Here is a 16330-nt window from a genome sequence, read left to right as displayed (position 1 = left end):
GTGGTGCTAGATGACGCTGTCCTGCGCGGGGGCTGACAGTTTTGCCTAAAACTGTGAGACCTCGCGCCCGATTTGTCCGGACAGTTTCAGGCAAAACTGTCAGTGGTTTGGTGGCCGGTGGTGGTGGTCCTGGCAGCTTGGGTGGATTTCCGGACTACCAGGTCCGGGGTGTAGCCGTGTTTGGTGAAGACGCCGTTGAGCCAGAAGGTGCCGTAGCCGTGGGCTTGGGTGAACAGCTGCTCCATCAGTTCCAGGGCTTGGGGCGGGGTGGCGACCTGCATGCAGCGGAGCAGGAACTGGTCGGTGAGCCTGCGGGTCTGGTCGTGCAGCTCGGCGTACTTCGCGCCCTGCAGCGGCTCGGCGTTGATCAGTTCCATGCCCGCGCGGCGGCGGATGAGGCTGGCGGTGTACGCGCCGGCCGCCGCGGCCAGCCCTTCGACCGGGTCGTCGTGCTGCTCGGCCGCCTCGGTGACCTCGTCGGCGAGCTGCTGGGCGAGGTCGGTCGCCACCGCGGCGAGCAGGGTTTCCCGGTCGGCGAAGTGCCGGTAGGGGGCCGCGGTGCTGACCTTGGCCCGCCGCGCGATCTCGGCGACCGAGAACCCGTCCAGGCCGCGTTCGGCGATCAGGTCGAGCGAGACGCGCACGAGCTCCGCGCGAAGGTCGCCGTGGTGGTACTTGCCGCCCATGTGCTGGCTCACATTCGTCGTTGGGAATGCGTAAGCGTGCTCTCCCGTTCCAATGTAAGAGGGTTCTTACACATATGGCCCGTTGTCCGTTTCCTTGGAGGGTTCATGAGCACGATCACGCACGCTATCGCCGCGCAGTCGCCGGGGGCAGCCCTGGCGCCGACGACGATCGAGCGACGTGACCTGCGGCCGAACGACGTGCTGATCGACATCAAGTTCGCGGGCATCTGCCACAGCGACATCCACCAGGTCAAGGAGGACTGGGGGTCGGCGATCTTCCCGATGGTGCCGGGTCACGAGATCGCCGGCGTGGTCTCCGCCGTCGGCGAGGACGTGGAGAAGTACCAGGTCGGCGACCGCGTGGGCGTGGGCTGCATGGTCGACTCGTGCGGTGAGTGCGAGTACTGCCAGGCCGGTACCGAGCAGTTCTGCGTCAAGGGCAACGTCCAGACCTACAACGGCGTCGGCTTCGACGGCGAGAACACCTACGGCGGCTACAGCCAGCACGTCGTGGTGCAGGAGAACTTCGTCTGCGGCATCCCGGAGGGCATCGAGCTCGACGTCGCGGCTCCGCTGCTGTGCGCGGGCATCACCACCTACTCGCCGCTGAAGCAGTGGGGTGCGGGCCCGGGCAAGAAGGTCGCCGTGGTCGGCCTGGGCGGACTCGGCCACATGGCCGTCAAGATCGCCAGCGCGATGGGCGCCGAGGTCACCGTGCTGAGCCAGAGCCTCAAGAAGCAGGAGGACGGTCTCAAGCTCGGTGCGGAGGACTACTTCGCCACCAGCGACGAGGCGACCTTCGCCGAGAACAAGGGCCGTTTCGACCTGATCCTCAACACGGTCTCGGCCCAGCTGCCGGTCGACGCCTACCTGAGCATGCTGCGTCCGGGTGGCGCCATGGTCAACGTGGGCGCTCCCGGGGAGCCGCTGTCCTACAGCGCCTTCTCGCTGATCGCAGGCAACAAGACCCTGGCCGGTTCGATGATCGGTGCTCTGCCGGAGACCCAGGAGATGCTGGACTTCTGCGCCGAGCACGGCATCGGCGCGGAGATCGAGAAGATCTCGGCCGACCAGGTCAACACCGCTTACGACCGCGTCACCAACAGCGACGTGCGGTACCGGTTCGTGATCGACACCGCCACCATCGGCGCGTGAGCTGATCGTCCCCCGGGCGCGGGGCAGCGGTGCGGATGATCCGCCCGCGATGCGCTCGTGGCCGCGGGTCCTTCCGGGCCCGCGGCCACGTCAGTTCTGCGGCCACTCGGGCTGGCGCTTGTCCAGGAACGCGGCCATGCCCTCCTGCGCGTCGGCGAGTTGCGAAGCCTCCGCCATGACCTCCACGGCGATGGCGTAGGCGTCCCGCTCGGGGCGGCCGAGCTGGGCGTAGAGGGTCTGCTTGCCCAGCGCCTTGCTGGCTCGGCTGCCCCGGGTGGCGCGCCCGAGCAGCTCGGTGACGGCGTCGTCCAGGTCGGCATCGGGCACGACCCGGTTGACGAGTCCCCACTCCAGTGCCGTGGCCGCATCGATGACATCGCCGGTCAGCGCCATCTCCATGAGCCGCTTGCGGCCGATGTTCCGAGCGACCGGAACCGATGGGGTGTGGCAGAACCACCCGCCCTTGCCGCCGGGCAGCGCGAAACCGGCCGACTCGGCGGCGACCGCGAGATCGCACGCGCCGACCAGCTGGCAGCCCGCTGCGGTCGCCAGCCCGTGCACCCGGGCGAGCACCACCTGCGGAGCGGACTGGATCGCGTCCATCAGCGCGGTGCACAGCTCGAGCAGCTCCCGCACCCCGGCGAGATCGCGCTCGGCCACGTCACCGAAGTCGTGCCCTGCGGAGAAAACCGGACCTTCGCCGGCGAGCACGATTCCCGCGGCATCGGTCTCGCCGGCCTCGCGGAAAGCGGCCAGCAGCTCGGACAGGTGCTCCTCGGACAGCGAGTTCCGCCTGCTCGGCCGGTTCATCGTGATCGTGACGACGTCCTCGTCGCGCTTGCTCAGGATGTGCGCGTAGTCACCCATGCCCGCACCGTACTAGCGCGAACGCCGGGTCACGTTCGGAGCGCCTCCAGGCGATCGAAGTCCAGGTCGACGCCGTGTCCCGGGCGTTCCGGCGCCTGCACCACGCCGTCGCGGGGACGGAGCGGCTGCGCCTGGTAGTCCTCGAGGCCGAAGCCGTGGGCCTCCATGTAGGTCCGGTTGGGCGCCGCGGCCAGGGCGTGCACGGTGAGGTCGTGCACGCCGTGCGAGGTCACCGGAAGCTGGTGGGCCTCGGCCAGCGCGCAGATCCGGCGGAAGACGGTGAAACCGCCGCAGTTGCTCACGTCCGGCTCCGGATGCGTCACCGCTCCGGCCTCGATGGTTCGCCGGAACTCGTCGAGCGTGTGCAGGTTCTCGCCGCTGGCGACCGCGCAGCCGGTCTCGCGCACGACCCGCGCGTGTCCCTCCAAGTCCTCGGGAACCGTCGGTTCCTCGAGCCAGACCAGGTCGTGGGGTTCCAGCACGCGAGCGGCGCGCACCGCCTGCTGGCCGGTCCACTTCATGTTCGCATCGGCCATCAGCGGGAAGTCCGCGCCGAGGTGCTCGCGCATCGCGGCCACCCGCGCCACGTCCTCGCGCAGATCGGGGCGGCCCACCTTCATCTTGATCGCCCGAAAACCGTCGTCCTGGAATCGATCTGACTGCGCCAGCAACTCCGGCAGCGGGAGTTCCAGGTCGATTCCGCCCGCGTAGACGGGCACCTGCGGGTCGTAACCGCCGAACAGTCGCCAGAGCGGAACCGATGCGCGGATCGCCTTGAGATCCCACAACGCGATGTCCACCGCTGAGATCGCCGAGGTCACGTGACCGCCGCGTCCCGCGTAGTGCAGCGCCCACCACATGTCCTGCCACCGGCGTTCGACGAGATCTGCATCCCGCCCTCGCAGGACAGGGGAGAGGTAGTCGGAGATCATCGCGCGGATCGCGGTGCCACCGGTGTGCACGGTGTAGGTGTAGCCGAGCCCTTCGACGCCGTCTTCGTCGCGCACCCGGACCGCGATCAGCTCGAAGTCGACCATCGAGCCATGGGTGCTATCGGTGAGCGCGGTCGACAGCGGGATGCGGTACAGGTCCGCGCGGACGGACTCGATACCGGCCATGGCCACCTCCTGCAGTGGAAATGCTTGGGGCAAAGCAGTTTTGCGGAAGGCTCCGGCCTCGAAGGCGAATCGTCAACCCCCGCTGCTCTCCCGCACCTCCAATCGGTGGGCTGCGGGGACGAAGCCGGGCTCGGCAGTGAGATCCCCGGACAACCGACCGGCGAGACGCTCGAGGGCCAACTCGGCGATGCCGGTCTTGTCGGGTGAGACGGTGGTCAACCGGGGTGTGCTGTAGCGGCCTTCTTCGATGTCGTCGAACCCGACCACGGCCAGGTCCTCGGGCACGCGCAAGCCGTGGTCGGCCAGCGATCGCATGGCGCCCAGCGCGAGCGTGTCGTTGAACGCGAAGACCGCGTCGAACGGCGTTCCTGCAGCCAGCAGCTCGTCCATGGCGCGCATCCCGTCAAACCGCCGAAAATGGCCCGCCGGACGCATCAACACCGGGTCCGGCTCGATACCCGCGGCAGTCAGGGCCTCGAGATAGCCCTGCTTGCGCAGTGCGACGGGGCCTCGGTAGAAGTCGTCCTCGCCGATCATCGCTATCCGGCGGAATCCTCGCGAGAGCAGGTGCTGGACGGCTTGCCTGCCCGCGGTGATGTTGTCGATGGCGATGTGGTCGACCGCCGCGTCGTAGAAGCGCTCGCCGAGCAGCACCGTTGGCCGCGAACTCGCGCACTCGCGCAGTTGTTCGGGCTGCAGCGCCAGCGGGCTGAGGATCAAGCCGTCGATCAGGTGTGCCCGGAAGCCCTTGGCAGCCATCAGCTCCTTCTCCGGGTCGCCGCCGGTCTGGTCCAGCAGGACCGTGCGCCCGATTCGCTCGGCGGCGCGTTGCACGGCGGCGGCCAGCTCGGCGAAGTAGGGGAGCTCGATGTCGGGCACGGCCAGGGCGATGATCCCGGTCCGCGCGTTCTTGAGCAGCTTGGCGGCCGGGTTCGGGCGGTAGTCGAGTTCGGTGACCGCCTGCTGCACGCGTTCTCGCGTACCGGCGGAGATGTGCGGGCGGTCGTTGAGCACATTGGACACCGTCTTGATCGAGACACCGGCCCGCGCGGCGACGTCCTTGAGGCTGGTCGCCACCGCTCCGGAATCCCCGTTCGGCCGGGGCTCGGGATCTGACACGCGCGTACTCCTGTCGCCCAGACCCGCGGCGAGCGGATCCACTGATGCGCCCACTCTACCTCGTGCTTCAGTAAACGATGGAAAAAAGTGCCCGCAGGGGTCTTGCGGGCCGGCTGTTTTCCATCGTTTACTGCCGTCCCGACGGGCCCGGTGAGACCGGGCTCACAAGTTGAACTCGGGCGGAGCGCTCATCTCGACCGCGCGGCGCTGCGGTTCATCGACGTCGACTACCGAGGAGAAGGCCATGCAGCTGCGGGGCAAGATCACCATCATCACCGGCGCGGCTTCCGGCATGGGCCGGGCCATGGCGCTCGGCTACGCCGCGGAGGGAGCGCACGTCGTTGTCGCCGATCTCGACGAGCGCGGCGGTGCGGGAGTCGTCGAGGAGATCGAGTCGTCGGGCGGCAGTGCTCAGGCCGAACGGCTCGACGTGGCCGACCCGGCCGACTCCAGAGATCTCGTCTCGCGCGTGGTCGAGGAGCACGGGCGTCTCGACGGGCTCGTCAACAACGCCGGGGTCGGGTTGATCAAGCCGGTGTGGGAGACCACTCAGCAGGAGTGGGAACGGATCTTCTCGATCAACGTCACCGGGTTGTTCTTCTGCAGTCAGGCCGCCCTTGAGCCGATGCGGCGGCAGGGCCGCGGCAAGATCGTCAACCTGGCCAGCATCGCCGGACGTCGCGGCGAGGCGTTGGTCGCCGCCTATTGCGCTTCGAAGGCCGCGGTCATCTCGATTACCCAGTCGGTCGCTCTGGCCGCCGCGCCGCACGGCGTTCAGGTGAACGCGATGGCGCCCGGGGTGGTCGACACGCCGTATTGGAAGGACGTCGATCGGCAGTTCGGCGAGCTGCTCGGCAAGGAACCCGGGCAGCACTTCGCCGACGTGTCCGAGAGCATTCCGCTCGGCCGGGCGGAGCAGCCCGCCGACGTGGTGCCGCTGGCGGTTTTCCTCGCGGGAGAGGGCTCGGACTACATCACCGGTCAGACCTACAACGTCGACGGCGGCTTGGTCACTTCGTGAAGCGGGCGTGCAGCTACGAGTTTCGCTCCTGAGCGGAACCCGCTGCCTGCGGGTTCCGACGGCCGCGCGGCCCCTGGCTTCAACGATGCAGCCGGAAAGGATCTCGACATGCCCCCGACCGATCGCGGAAACGGTCCGGCCAGTGGCAATCCCATCGTCTACCTGATCGCCGGGGTCTCGGCGCTGGGTGGTCTGCTGTTCGGCTACGACACCGGCATCATCTCCAGCGCGCTGTTGGTGATCAGCGAGGACTTCGCGCTCAACGCGCAGATGAAAGAGCTCGTGACCAGCATGATCCTGGTCGGCGCCATCGTCGGGGCGCTGGTCGCGGGCGGATTGGCGGACAGGTTCGGGCGGCGGAGAATCCTGTTCGCCGTGGCAGTGGTGTTCGCCGCGGGCGCGGTGTTCGCGGCCCTGGCGCCCAACGTCGGATCGCTGATCCTGGTCCGTTTCGTGCTCGGACTTTCCGTCGGCGGAGCTTCCGGAATGGTTCCGGTCTACATCGCGGAGCTGTCCCCGGCGCGCATCCGCGGCGGGCTCATGGTGTTTTTCCAGCTCATGGTCGCCGTCGGCCAGCTGCTCTCCTACGTGGTCGGCTACGGGCTGGCCGAGAACGGGGGCTGGCGCTGGATGTTCGCGCTGGCGGCGATCCCCGCGGTCGTGCTCTACCTCGGGATGCTCTTCCTCCCGGAAACACCGCAGTGGTTGATCAAACGGGGCCGGGTCGACGAAGCGCGCCGCGTGCTCGCCCGTGTGCGCGCGGAGGACGCGGACACCGAGGCGGAGCTCGGTGAGATTCGGGAGATCGAACGCAACGAAGGCGATGGCGGGCGACGTGAATTGCTGAAGGGCTGGGTGCGGCCGGCTCTCGTGGTCGGCTTCGGCATCGCGATGTTCTCGCAGCTGACCGGGATCAACGCGATGGTCTACTACGCGCCGACGATGCTCACCGATGCCGGCTTCGGTGACTCGGCTGCGCTGCTCACCGGTATCGGCGTGGGCATCGCGCTGGTCGTTTCGGCCGCGCTCGGCACGCTGTTGGTCGACCGGCTCGGGCGGCGGCGGATCCTGCTGTGGCTATTGCCGGGTTCGGCGATGAGCATGGCGGTGCTCGCATCGGCGTTCCTGTCGCCGGGGCTCTCACCGGAGATGCAATGGGTGGTCGTGATCGGCCTGCTCGCCTACATCGCGTTCAACGGCGGCAGCATTCAGGTCGTGGTCTGGCTGATCGGGCCGGAGGTGTTCCCGCTCTCGGTGCGAGGGCTGGCGATGAGCCTCGCGTCGGTGACCGTCTGGGTGTTCGATCTCCTGATCGCGTTGACCGCGCTGAGCACCATCGAGGCCATCGGCCGGACCGGCCTGTTCGCGATCTACGCATTGATGAACGTGCTGTGCTGGGTCTTCGTCTACTTCCTGGTGCCGGAGACCAACGGTCGCGGATTGGAGGAGATCGAGCGGGCGTTGCTGCGGCGTGGCCGGTTCAAGGCGAACCTGGACGAGGTCTCCAGGGGTGCGATCGATAGCGGTCGCGATGCCGTCCGGTGAAGACGTTGCGCCATTGGTGTGTTGACCTGATGGATAGCGCTTTCCTAGGTTGATCGGGTTGGCTGTTCTACAGGGAGGACGATGATGTCCGGTAGATTTTCTCGACGGCTGGTGGCGGGTTTCGCCGCACTGGGGTTGGCCATGACCGCCGCCGGTACCGCGTCCGCCGATTCGCGAGCCGATCACCCGGTGGGCGAGACGATCCAGGTCGCGGCGGGGGAGACCTTCGACGGCGCGGGGGAGCGCTACTACGGAACCGGCGACCTCGGCGATGGTGGCCAGGGCGAGGACCAGGGGCCGATTTTCGAGCTCGCCGATGGCGCTCGACTGTCCAATGTGGTGCTCGGGGCGCCCGCGGCTGACGGGGTGCACTGCCTGGGCAGCTGCACGCTGAGCAACGTGGTGTGGGAGGACGTGGGCGAGGACGCGGCCACGTTCGCCGCCGATGATCCGGCCGCGACCATGACCGTCGAAGGCGGTAGCGCCGCGGCCGCCGACGACAAGGTGTTCCAGCACAACGGTCCCGGAACGATGATCATCCGGAACTTCGAGGTGTCCGATTTCGGCAAGCTCTACCGCTCGTGCGGCAACTGCAGCAGCAACCCGACCGAACGGCACGTGGAGCTCTCCGGGATCACGGCCACCGCGCCCGGCACCGCGCTCGCCGGGATCAACGTCAACTACGGCGACACGGCCACTTTCGACGACATCACCGTCGTCGGCGACAGCGGGATGGACATCTGCGTCTGGTACGAGGGCGTCACCGACGGCGAACCGGGGGAGATCGGCAGCGGTCCCAGCGATCAGTGCCGCTACGATCCCGCCGAGATCCGGTACGAGTGATCGGGTAGCGCATCGGCAGGCCGGTCTTCGGACGGATGCTCCGGGGGCCGGCCCGGTTCGGGACCGATCTCGATCGCGCCGGATTTGGTAGCCTGACCAGGTACGACGAGGTCGGGGAGGCTGTCATGACCCGGCGCGGGACGCGCGCGTTCGACGAGGTGATCGTCGGTGCCGGGCTGATGGCGGGCGCGGCGAACGTGGTCATGCAGCTGGCCCGCCCCGGCGTCGGGCACGGGGTCGTGGAGAGCACGGTGGACTCCGGGAATCTCTTCCTGCATCCCTGGAAACGCGCGCGCACCACCTTCACCTACCTCTCGGTGGCCACCATGGGAACCGAGGAGGAAAAGCGGGCCTACCGGCGCGCCGTCAACCGCTCGCACGCCCACGTCCGCTCCGGCGCCGACAGCCCGGTCGAGTACAGCGCTTTCGATCGCGAGCTGCAGCTGTGGGTCGCGGCGTGCCTGTACAAGGGCTTCGAGGACGGCTACGAGGCGTTGCTCGGGCGCCGGTTGTCCGAGGAGCACCGGGAGGCCGTCTACGCGGACGCGGCCTCGCTGGGCACGACGCTGCAAGTGCGGCCGGAGGTCTGGCCGGCCGACCGCGCGTCGTTCGCCGCGTACTGGGACGAGCAGCTCGACCGGGTCCGGATCGACGAGCCGGTGCGCAGGCATCTCGTGGGAGTCGTCGAACTGCGCTTCCTGCCCGCGCCGCTGCGGGTCCCGTTCGCGCGGCTGAACCGCTTCCTCAGCACGGGTTTCCTGCCACCCGTCTTCCGCGAGCAGATGCGGCTGCCCTGGACGGCGCGGGACCAGCGCCGATTCGATCGGGCGACCAGGGCCGTGGGCGCCGTCGTGCTGCGGCTGCCGGGGCCGTTGCGGCGCTTCCCCTTCAACTTCTTCCTCTGGGACCTGCGGCGCCGCGTTCGCGCAGGCCTGCCGCTGGTCTGAGCGGGCCGCGGGCGCATTCGGTTCAGCGGGCGTCGGTCCAGGTCCGCCAGAGCCGGGCGTAGCGGCCATCGGCGGCGACGAGCTCGGCGTGCGTGCCGTCCTCGACGACGCGTCCGGCGTCGAGCACCACGATCCGGTCGCACGCGGCGGCTTGGCTGAGGCGGTGCGCGACCACCAGCGCGGTCCGCTCGCCGAGGACCCGCTCGGTAGCGGCCTCCAGCTCCCGGGCGCCTGCGCTGCCAGCTTCGGCGGTGGCCTCGTCCAGGATCGCGATGGGGTGCTCGCTCAGCGCCAGCCGGGCGAGGGCGAGTTGCCGGGCCTGCGCGGCGGTGAGCCGGTGCCCACCGTCGCCGACCACGGTTTCGAGCCCGTCGGGAAGCGCATCGGCCCAGTCGAGCGCGCCTGCCCGGTGCAGCGCCGCGCGCAGCTCCGGCTCGGTCGCCTGCGGGCGGGCGAGCCGGAGGTCCTCGGCCAGCGGACCGGCGAACACATGAGCTTCCTGGCTCAGCAGCGCGACCTCGCGGCCGACGGCCGGGCCCAGCTCGTCCAGACCGATACCGCCGATGTGGATCGAACCCCTCGTCGGGAGGTGAACTCCGGCGATCAGCTTGGCCAGCGTCGTCTTGCCCGCGCCGCTCGCGCCGACCAGCGCCACCCGCTCACCGGGCCGGACTTCCAGGTCGACGCTCTCCAGCGCGGGGTGGCCGCCGCGGTACTCGTGCCCGAGCTCCGCGATCTTGATCGAGCCGTCCGCGCGCGGCGCGCTCGCGGAAGTCGTGGGCTCTTCCGGGAGGTCGGCGACCCCGACCAGGCGCACCAGGCTGGCCAGCGCCACCTGCGCATCGTCGATCAGCCGCAGGGCGGCGTTGATCGGGTTGAACAGGTTGTGGAAGTACAGCGCGGCGGCACTGGCCGTGCCGATCGTGGCGAGTCCGTTCGAGACCAGGAGGAACCCGGTGGTGAGCACGGTCGCCAGCCCGATGAACTCGGCGAGGTTGAGCCGGTTGTAGAACCCGGTCAGCAGGTCGACGCCGCGCAGCATCAACTCGGCCGCTCGCCGGGAACGCCCGCGCACCTGCTCCTGGTGCGCCGCGGTGAGACCGAACGCCCGGACCGTGCGGGCACCGCCGACGGTGTCCAGGAGCTGATGCTGCTGGGCCCCGGTGGCCACCCGCTGCTCGGCGTACAGCGGCGCCGCGCGTCGCTGGTACCAGCGCACGGTCGCCACGTGGATCGGAGCCACCACCAGCGCGACCAGGGCGAACCGCCAGTCCAGCACGGCCAGCGCGACCAGCGTCAGCGCGATGGTCAACCCGGAGCGGGCGAGTTCCGGCAGCGCGAAGCGCACCGCCTGGCCGACGGTGCCGACGTCGTTGGCCACGCGCGAGGTGAGATCTCCCGAACCGGCTCGTTCGACCTGTTCCAGGGGAAGCCCCAGCGCGCGCTCGACGAACTTCTCGCGCAACGTCGCCAGCGCGGACTCGCCGAACTCGGCGACCCGCGTGAGCCCGCGCGCGGTGAGCACGCCTTGGGCGAGCACGGCGAACAGGATCAGCAGGACGGGCGCGGTGATGGCCGCAGGTTCGCCTCCTTCGGCGACCACGTCGATGATCCGTCCCAGCAGCGGTGCGATCAGCAGTCCGAGACCCGTGGCGGCCAGCAGCAGGGCGAACGCGCGCAGCACGACCCGGAGTTGCGGGCGCAGCAGGTCGGCGACGGCCGCGCGGGCGCGCTCGTTGCCAGCGGTGGGCAGCAGGCTCACGGCAGCACCACCGACCGGTAGCGCTCGTCGGCCAGCAGCTCGTCGTGCGTGGCGACCGCGCCGTCGTCCAGGAACACGACGGAGTCGGTGACGGCGAGCAGGACCGGGCTGGTGGCGACCAGCAGGGTGGTGCGACCGGACCGAACGCTCCGGATGCCATCGGCGATGCGGGTTTCGGTGACCGCGTCGACCGCGGTCGTCGGGTCGTGCAGCACGAGCACGGGCGCTTCGGCGGCCAGCGCCCGTGCCAGCGCGACGCGCTGGCGTTGTCCGCCGGACAGCGAGCGGCCCCGTTCGGCCAGCGCGGTGTCGGCTCCCTCGGGCAGGGTGCGCACGACCTCGTCGGCAGCCGAGGCGGTCAGCGAGGCCTCGATCCCCGAGCGCTGCTCGCCTGCGGTGACGTTGTCCAGCAGGGAACCCTCGAACAGGTCGGCGTCGTGGGCGGCGACGAGCACCGCGGCGCGGAACTGCGGGATGTCGAGCGTGGTGATGTCGCGGCCGTCGAGCTCGATCGAACCGGACGCGGGATCGGCCTCGCGGCTCAGGCAGTCCACCAGGGCGTTCGCCACGCGCGGGTCGCCGGTGACGACGCCGGTGAGCGTGCCCGGCCCGACTTCGAAGCCGATCCCGCGCAGCGGCCCGCCGGTGAGGTCGCGCACCCGCAGATGGCCGCGAAGGAGCTCGGGCAGCGCGGCCTCCTCCGCCTGAACGGCGGCCCGCGAGCCGACGACCGCGTCGATGCGCTTGGCGGAAGCGCGGGCGAGGGCGAGTTCGCCGTTGACGAAGGAGAAGGTCTGCAGCGGACCGAGCAGGAACTGCGCCAGTCCGACGGCGGCGACCAGCTCGCCGACGCTGATCTCGCCCCGGGCGGCCAGTCGGCCGCCGATCAGCGCGATCACGGCGATCAGCACGCCGGTCAGCACCAGCATGCCGCCGTCGTGCCACGCCTTGGCGTGCGCCGCCCGGACGGTGGCCTGCAGCGAGTTCCTGCTGGTGTCGCGGTAGCGCTCCACCGCGGCGGAAACCGCGCCGATGCCTTTGAGCACGCGCAGCCCGGAGACTAGGTCGGCGGCCGTCCCGGAGGCTTGCGCAGCGCGTTCCTGCTCCGAGTCGCTGCGCCGTTCCAGCGGTTTGCCCAGCAGGTGCGCGACGATCAGCAGCAGCGGAGTGCCCAGCAGCACGATCGATCCGAGTTGCGGGGAGATCCGGAGCAGCGCGCCGGCGGCGACCAGGAGTCCGCAGCAGGCGGCCAGCCCGATCGGCAGGACGAGGTTGGCGGCTCCGACGCGCTTGGCGTCGTTGGTGGCGATGTTGACCAGTTCGCCGGGCAGTCTCCCGGATTCGGCGCCGCCCCGATGATCGAGCACCCGCCGGGCGAGGTCCATCCGCAACTCGTGGGCGGCGAGGTATGACGCGCGCTCGCCGAACCGCGCGCCGTATCGGAAGCTCAGCGCGATCCCGAGGAAGACCGCGCCCAGGGCGACGATCAGCGACCCGAATCGAGCGAGCGAGCCGGTGGTCACGGCCTCGTCGAGGGCGAGCCCGATCAGCACCGGGACCAGCGCCTCGGTCGCCTGGTGCAGCGCGGACAGCACGGCGCTGGCGCTCACCCGCCGCCACTGCCCGCGGATCGCGCTGCCGAGCGCCCCGTGCCGCGCTCCTGCCGCCATCGGTTCTCGTCCTTCCGCGCTCCCGGACCGGGATGCCCCGGTGCCGACGGGTAAGGCTACGTCGACCGGGAGCGGCCGATCCGCTCACCCAGGAGGGCCGCAAAACGGCTTTGTGCCAGCTATCGCTTCAGTGTCGAGTGAAATCGATTCGAACCGCGCAGGTCGGCCAGGACGGCCGCGAGCTGCAGAGATCATCCGACCGGATGACGTGTCGTACTGGCAGGTGCGCGATGCGGTCGTGAACCATGATCAGCATGAGTAGTTCCCGTCGCGGCGTCATCTCGGAGTCCCTCGTGGCGGCGCGCAACGTCCGGCCCTGGCTGCAGACCGGCGACCTCGGCATGCCCGAGAGCAAGGCCTGGCAAGCCCTCCGCGGCGCGCCGGCCGAGACGGTCGTTCCGAAGCCGGGGCGGCACCGCAGGTCCGACGAGGAAGTCGACCCCGGCAGTTGACCGACCGCACCTGATCGCCGTCGCCCTCCCGCTTGCGCGAATGTCGATCTAGAGTCGTGCCGTGGCCCGTTCGGCGCGGGTGTCATGCGTACGTTCGAGGTGCGGCGGAAAATCGCGCACGTCGAAGCTCGCGATGGCAGCGCCGTTGCTGGCCGGAAACGCAGTCGGACGTCGTGAGCGGAGCATGTGATGGGCGTGGAATCGACCGACATCCTGGGCGAGCTGCGGCGGCGCGGGGTCGAGGACGCGTCGGATGCGAGCCTGACGCGGGCGCTGTACTCCTCGGACGCCTCGTTGTACCGGGTCGTGCCGCAGGCGGTGGCGCGACCGCGCGATCCCGATGAGCTCCCCGCGATTCTGGAGGCCGCGCGCGAGCTGGGGATCGCGGTGACGATGCGGGGCGCGGGAACTTCGATCGCGGGCAACGCCGTCGGACCGGGCATCGTGGTCGACACGCACCGCCACCTCAACGAGATCCTGACGATCGATCCCGAGTCCCGCACCGCCACGGTGCAACCCGGGGTCGTGCACGCACAGCTGCAGCGCGCCGCGGCGCCGCACGGGCTGCGCTTCGGTCCCGATCCCTCGACGCACACCCGCTGCACCGTCGGCGGGATGATCGGCAACAACGCGTGCGGGTCCCGAGCACTGGGCTACGGCCGGACGGCGGACAACACCACCGATCTGCGGGTCGTGTTCGGCACCGGTGAGATCGCGCGCACCGGCGAGCACTCCAAGGTGCGCGTGGCACTGGAAGCGCTCGCCGACGACCACCTCGCGCACATCCGCACCGCGTTCGGGCAGTTCTCCCGGCAGGTCAGCGGGTACTCGCTGGAGCACCTGCTGCCCGAACAGGGGCGACGGCTCGAGCGGTTCCTCGTCGGTTCCGAGGGGACCCTGGGCATGGTCCAGGAGGCGACGGTCGAGCTGGTCGAGGACGAACCGCATCGGCGGCTGGTGGTGCTCGGGTATCCGTCGATGGCGGAGGCCGCCGACGCCGTACCGGCGATCCTCGACGCCGCTCCGGGACGGCTGATCGCCTGCGAAGGCTTGGACGCGCGGATCGTCGACCTCGCCAAGGCCAACGGCACCCTGGTCCCGGCGCTGCCGCACGGTGGCGGCTGGTTGTTCGTCGAAGTGGCGGGCGCCGAGTCGGCTTCCCTGGCAGGCGACGTGATCAAGGCGTCCGAGGCGCTGGATCACCGCGAGGTCATCGAACCCGGCGAGGCCGCCGCGTTGTGGCGCATCCGCGAGGACGGCGCCGGGCTCGCCGCGCGCAGCCTGGAGAGCCCGGCCTACCCGGGTTGGGAGGACGCCGCGGTGCCGCCGCCGCGGCTGGGCGCCTGGTTGCGCGAGTTCGAGGAACTGCTGGTCGAGCACGGGCTGCACGGCGTGCCGTACGGGCACTTCGGCGACGGCTGCGTGCACGTGCGCATCGACTTCCCCTTCGCACCGGGAGATCCGCGGGGCAATGCGGTCTTCCGCGAGTTCATGACGGCCTGCGCGCGCAGGCTCGGCGCGCACGGGGGCTCGTTGTCCGGGGAGCACGGTGACGGACGGGCGCGTTCGGAGCTGCTGCCGATGATGTACGACGAGGAATCCATCCGGCTCTTCGGCGCGGTCAAGGAGATCTGCGATCCGCGCAACGCGCTCAATCCGGGAGTGCTGGTCGACCCGGCGCCGATCGACGACGACGTCCGGGCGAACCGGCCCAGCCGGTCGATCACCCCGGGGCTGCGCCTGATCCACGACGGCGGGTCGTTGTCCGAGGCCGCGCACCGCTGCACCGGTGTCGGGAAGTGCGTGGCGCCCAAGACGGGTGGCGTGATGTGTCCGTCCTATTTGGCCACTCGCGAGGAGAAGGACTCGACGCGCGGACGCGCCCGCGTGCTGCAGGAGGCACTCGACGGCTCGGTCGTCGACGGGCTGGGGGACCAGGCCGTGCACGACGCGCTCGACCTCTGCCTGTCCTGCAAGGGGTGCGCCTCGGACTGCCCGACCGGCGTGGACATGGCCACCTACAAGGCCGAGGCGCTGCACCAGACCTACCGGGGCAAGCGGCGCCCGCGCAGCCACTACACGCTCGGCAGGCTGCCGCGCTGGGCCAAGCTCACCGCCCCGCTGGCCAAAGTGGCCAACGCGATGCTCAAACTGCCACCGCTCGCCGGTGTCGCGCGCGCGGTCGCGGGCATCGATCAGCGGCGTTCGATCCCGGCCTTCGCCCCGAAGACGCTGCGCGCGGGCGCGCGGGACTACTCGCGCATCGAGCCGGACGTGTGGATCTGGGCCGACTCGTTCACCGATCACTTCCTGCCGGATCGCGGGCACGCCGCCATCCGGCTGCTGGAAGCGGCCGGGCTGCGGGCCAGGGTCATCGAGCAGGACGCCTGCTGCGGCTTGACCTGGGTGACGACCGGTCAGCTCGACGACGCTCGCGCGATCGTGGAGCAGAGCGCGGCGGTGCTCGCTCCGTACGTCGAGTCCGGCGTGCCGGTGATCGGCTTGGAGCCGTCCTGCCTGGCGACGTTGCGCTCCGACGCTACGGAACTCACCGACGATCCGCGGGCCGCGACGGTGGCCGGCGGAGTGCGCACGCTCGCCGAACTCCTCGCGGAGACGGACTGGACGCCGCCGGACCTGACCGGTGTCGAGGTGGTCGCCCAGCCGCACTGCCACCACGCCTCGGTCCTGGGCTGGTCCGCCGACGAGAAACTGCTGGCCGACGCCGGGGCGGAGGTCACCAAGGTGTCCGGATGTTGCGGGCTGGCGGGCAATTTCGGCATGGAGAACGGTCACTACGACGTTTCCAAGGCCGTGGCCGAGACGCACCTGCTGCCCGCGGTGCGCGAGCACCCCGGCGCGGTCGTGCTCACCGATGGCATGTCCTGCAGCCATCAGCTCGAGGACCTCGCCGGGGTCCCGTCGGTGCACCTGGCCGAACTCCTCGCTTCCCGGCTGTGACGGCGGGGCGCCCCTCGTTCGAGAGCGGGCGCCCCGACCGGGTTCGCGAGATGTTTCAGTTCGGGTTTGCGCGGCGGTGCCGGGAGTGGTTCTCGGACGCCGCCGGGTTGCGGGATCCTCGACTTGAGCGTGGGCGATGCACGGCGCTGCGGCTGTCCGCGCCGTCCGAGAACCCGCCGGCGGC

13 protein-coding genes are annotated in these 16330 nt (G+C 70.1%); 7 read left to right on the top strand and 6 right to left on the bottom strand.

Features of this window, described 5'->3' with window-relative positions:
- Window positions 1-86: 86 nt before the first annotated feature.
- Window positions 87-686 (bottom strand): TetR/AcrR family transcriptional regulator, encoded by a 600-nt coding sequence (locus tag ABD289_RS10370; RefSeq protein WP_425564650.1) that lies wholly within the window; start codon window positions 684-686, stop codon window positions 87-89.
- A 105-nt stretch (window positions 687-791) separates the two neighbouring features.
- Here ABD289_RS10370 and ABD289_RS10365 point away from each other — a divergent pair, with 105 nt between their 5' ends.
- Complete coding sequence (locus ABD289_RS10365; RefSeq protein WP_344129308.1) at window positions 792-1841, top strand: NAD(P)-dependent alcohol dehydrogenase; 1050 nt, start codon at window positions 792-794, stop codon at window positions 1839-1841.
- 90 nt (window positions 1842-1931) lie between these two features.
- Here the strand turns inward: ABD289_RS10365 and ABD289_RS10360 are convergent, their stop codons facing one another.
- The 3 genes from ABD289_RS10360 to ABD289_RS10350 form a co-directional block, all read right to left on the bottom strand.
- On the bottom strand, window positions 1932-2708 hold the full coding sequence (locus tag ABD289_RS10360) for an enoyl-CoA hydratase-related protein (RefSeq protein WP_344129305.1): 777 nt from the start codon (window positions 2706-2708) through the stop codon (window positions 1932-1934).
- A gap of 29 nt (window positions 2709-2737) precedes the next feature.
- Complete coding sequence (locus ABD289_RS10355; protein ID WP_344129302.1) at window positions 2738-3826, bottom strand: mandelate racemase/muconate lactonizing enzyme family protein; 1089 nt, start codon at window positions 3824-3826, stop codon at window positions 2738-2740.
- A gap of 72 nt (window positions 3827-3898) precedes the next feature.
- A complete protein-coding gene (locus ABD289_RS10350; protein ID WP_344129299.1) occupies window positions 3899-4945 on the bottom strand; it encodes a LacI family DNA-binding transcriptional regulator in 1047 nt (348 codons plus the stop codon).
- Between the two features lie 244 nt (window positions 4946-5189).
- Here ABD289_RS10350 and ABD289_RS10345 point away from each other — a divergent pair, with 244 nt between their 5' ends.
- The 4 genes from ABD289_RS10345 to ABD289_RS10330 all read left to right on the top strand — a co-directional run bounded on the left by ABD289_RS10345 (window position 5190) and on the right by ABD289_RS10330 (window position 9301).
- Window positions 5190-5966 carry a glucose 1-dehydrogenase gene (locus tag ABD289_RS10345; RefSeq protein ID WP_344129296.1) on the top strand — a complete coding sequence of 259 codons (777 nt, stop codon included), beginning with the start codon at window positions 5190-5192 and terminating at the stop codon, window positions 5964-5966.
- Between the two features lie 108 nt (window positions 5967-6074).
- Window positions 6075-7511, top strand: coding sequence for a sugar porter family MFS transporter (locus ABD289_RS10340; protein ID WP_344129293.1), 1437 nt, complete (start codon window positions 6075-6077; stop codon window positions 7509-7511).
- Window positions 7512-7595: 84 nt separating this feature from the next.
- A complete protein-coding gene (locus ABD289_RS10335) occupies window positions 7596-8354 on the top strand; it encodes a pectate lyase (RefSeq protein ID WP_344129290.1) in 759 nt (252 codons plus the stop codon).
- Window positions 8355-8479: 125 nt separating this feature from the next.
- On the top strand, window positions 8480-9301 hold the full coding sequence (locus ABD289_RS10330; RefSeq protein WP_344129287.1) for an oxygenase MpaB family protein: 822 nt from the start codon (window positions 8480-8482) through the stop codon (window positions 9299-9301).
- A 22-nt stretch (window positions 9302-9323) separates the two neighbouring features.
- Here the strand turns inward: ABD289_RS10330 and ABD289_RS10325 are convergent, their stop codons facing one another.
- Window positions 9324-11063 carry an ABC transporter ATP-binding protein gene (locus ABD289_RS10325; protein ID WP_344129284.1) on the bottom strand — a complete coding sequence of 580 codons (1740 nt, stop codon included), beginning with the start codon at window positions 11061-11063 and terminating at the stop codon, window positions 9324-9326.
- Window positions 11060-12733 (bottom strand): ABC transporter ATP-binding protein, encoded by a 1674-nt coding sequence (locus tag ABD289_RS10320; protein ID WP_344129280.1) that lies wholly within the window; start codon window positions 12731-12733, stop codon window positions 11060-11062. The genes ABD289_RS10325 and ABD289_RS10320 overlap by 4 nt, the downstream gene beginning before the upstream one ends.
- Window positions 12734-12987: 254 nt before the next feature.
- Here ABD289_RS10320 and ABD289_RS10315 point away from each other — a divergent pair, with 254 nt between their 5' ends.
- Together ABD289_RS10315 and ABD289_RS10310 are read left to right on the top strand one after the other, a co-directional pair.
- Window positions 12988-13185: a hypothetical protein gene (locus ABD289_RS10315; RefSeq protein WP_344129277.1), complete on the top strand. Its 198-nt coding sequence runs from the start codon at window positions 12988-12990 to the stop codon at window positions 13183-13185.
- Between the two features lie 189 nt (window positions 13186-13374).
- Window positions 13375-16146, top strand: coding sequence for an FAD-binding and (Fe-S)-binding domain-containing protein (locus tag ABD289_RS10310; protein ID WP_344129274.1), 2772 nt, complete (start codon window positions 13375-13377; stop codon window positions 16144-16146).
- Window positions 16147-16330 lie beyond the last annotated feature (184 nt).

The organism is Saccharopolyspora halophila, assembly GCF_039531955.1.
Taxonomy (GTDB): domain Bacteria; phylum Actinomycetota; class Actinomycetes; order Mycobacteriales; family Pseudonocardiaceae; genus Saccharopolyspora; species Saccharopolyspora halophila.
This window is presented reverse-complemented; position numbering and strand designations above follow the sequence as displayed.